Source organism: Sphingomonas sp. NPDC019816, assembly GCF_050274375.1.
Taxonomy (GTDB): domain Bacteria; phylum Pseudomonadota; class Alphaproteobacteria; order Sphingomonadales; family Sphingomonadaceae; genus Sphingomonas.
The window spans coordinates 1-2,137 of the sequence record NZ_JBNNOB010000248.1; the positions used below are offsets into that span (position 1 = coordinate 1).

The 2,137-nt window shown below is 66.3% G+C and carries 2 protein-coding genes and 1 pseudogene; all 3 read left to right on the plus strand.

From position 1 onward, the window contains the following. Window positions 1-1,087: dihydroxy-acid dehydratase (locus ACQKJZ_RS19090; protein WP_427733259.1), on the plus strand; the 1,087-nt coding region annotated here is incomplete at its 5' end. 321 nt (window positions 1,088-1,408) lie between these two features. Further along, a pseudogene (locus tag ACQKJZ_RS19095) lies at window positions 1,409-2,017 on the plus strand (fumarylacetoacetate hydrolase); the annotation flags it as partial. 2 nt (window positions 2,018-2,019) lie between these two features. Next, a partial coding sequence (locus tag ACQKJZ_RS19100; protein WP_427733261.1) for an FtsW/RodA/SpoVE family cell cycle protein occupies window positions 2,020-2,137 on the plus strand: 118 nt, incomplete at its 3' end.

A 2,137-nucleotide genomic window follows, 5' to 3' on the forward strand; every position in this document is an offset into this window, starting at 1 on the left:
CGCCTATCTGACAGGCAAGCGCATCGTCGAGATGGTTAACGAGGATCTGAAGCCCTCCGACATCCTGACCAAGGACGCATTCCACAACGCGATCAAGGTCAACTCGGCGATCGGCGGTTCGACCAACGCGCCGATCCACCTCGCCGCCATCGCGCGTCACATCGGCGTCGACCTGCCGGTGCAGGACTGGGAGAGCGAAGGCCACAAGGTGCCGCTGCTCGTGAATCTCCAGCCCGCAGGCGAGTATCTGGGCGAGGATTATTACCGCGCGGGCGGCGTCCCCGCCGTGGTCAACCAGCTAATCGAGCAGGGTCTGATCCACGAGGATGCGATGACCGTCAACGGCAAGACCATGGGCGAGAATTGCCGCGGGCGCGCGATCGAGGACGAAAAGGTCATCCGTCCCTTCGCCCAGCCGCTGGTCGAGGAAGCGGGCTTCATCGTTCTGTCGGGCAATCTGTTCGACGCCGCGATCATGAAGACCAGCGTGATCTCGCCCGAATTCCGCGAGCGTTACCTGTCCAACCCCGACGACCTGAACGCCTTTGAAGGTCCGGCGGTTGTGTTCGACGGGCCGGAGGATTATCACCACCGGATCGACGATCCCGCGACCGGCATTACGCCCGAGACGCTGCTGTTCATGCGCGGCGCGGGGCCGATCGGCTATCCGGGCGCGGCGGAAGTCGTCAACATGCGTCCGCCCGCGTACCTGATCACCGAGGGCGTGCACTCGCTGCCCTGCATCGGTGACGGGCGTCAGTCGGGCACCTCGGGTTCGCCCTCGATCCTGAACGCCAGCCCGGAAGCGGCGGCGATGGGCGGCCTGGCGCTGATCCAGACCGGCGACCGGGTCCGCATCGACCTGAACACCGGCAGCGCCAACATCCTCATCTCCGAGGAAGAGCTGGCCGAGCGTCGCAAGACGCTGGCGGCAGCTGGCGGGTATAAATACCCCGCGTCGCAGACCCCGTGGCAGGAAATCCAGCGCTCGGTGGTCGGTCAGATGTCGACGGGCGCGATCCTGGAGGGCGCGGAGAAGTATCAGCGCATCGCCCAGACCCAGGGGCTGCCGCGCGATAACCACTGATGCGGGGCGCCGGCCGGTCGGGGTGATCCCGTCCGGCCGGCGTACCATGCGGGGCGGGCCGGTCCGCCCCCTTGCGGGCGACTGTGGCTGACGGCGGCCGCTGACGTGCCCCGGTCCTGGCGAATCGGGCGTGGCATGGCGGGCCAGATGCGGGGGCGCTGCGCTCGTTGATCTCCATCAATACCAATTCATATATTTTTTAAGCCAAAGCTCATGGGATTGGCTGTAGGATGCCTAATCGCGACAGGGCCGGGTGCTGCCCTCTTGACCCGAACCGGACGGCAATCGATACCGCTAACAAAAATCTGCGGAGAAGATGACATGGCAAGCCATTCTACCACTTTGATCGCGGCCTTGCCCGACGACTGGCGCGCGGGGCGCTTCGTCGGGCGCATCGATCGGGGTGAGGGGCCTTGCCCGATCCTGGTCGAGAATGGCCAGGCCTTCAATATGAGCCGCGTCGCCCCCACCGTCTCGGCGCTGCTGGCGCGTGGGCCGGTCGAGGCGTCGGAAGGTCAGGCGCTGGGCGAGCTGGCCGATCTGAACCTGTCACCAGACGTGGGTGCGCCAAACCGGTTGCTGTCGCCGATCGATCTGCAATGCGTGAAGGCGGCGGGCGTGACCTTTGCCGTGTCCGCGCTGGAGCGGGTGATCGAGGAGCGCGCGCGCGGCGACCATGCCAAGGCGGCGGGGCTTCGCGGCACGCTGGAAGCGGCGCTCGGCGGCAATATCCGTTCGGTCGTACCCGGCTCGCCCGAGGCCGCGCAGCTCAAGGACGCGCTGATCGCCGAAGGGCTCTGGTCGCAATATCTGGAAGTCGCGATCGGCCCGGATGCGGAAATCTTCACCAAGTCGCCGGTGCTGTCGACGGTCGGCTGGGGGATGCCGGTCGGCGTCCGCTCCGACTCGACCTGGAACAACTCGGCGCCAGTGTGGAGAAATGGGGGCAACTGCCCGAAGCCCACACCGACTTCATCTTCGCCATCACCGGTGAGGAACTGGGCCTGGCGGGGACGCTGTCGGTCCTCGCCCTCTTCGCGGCTCTAGGCT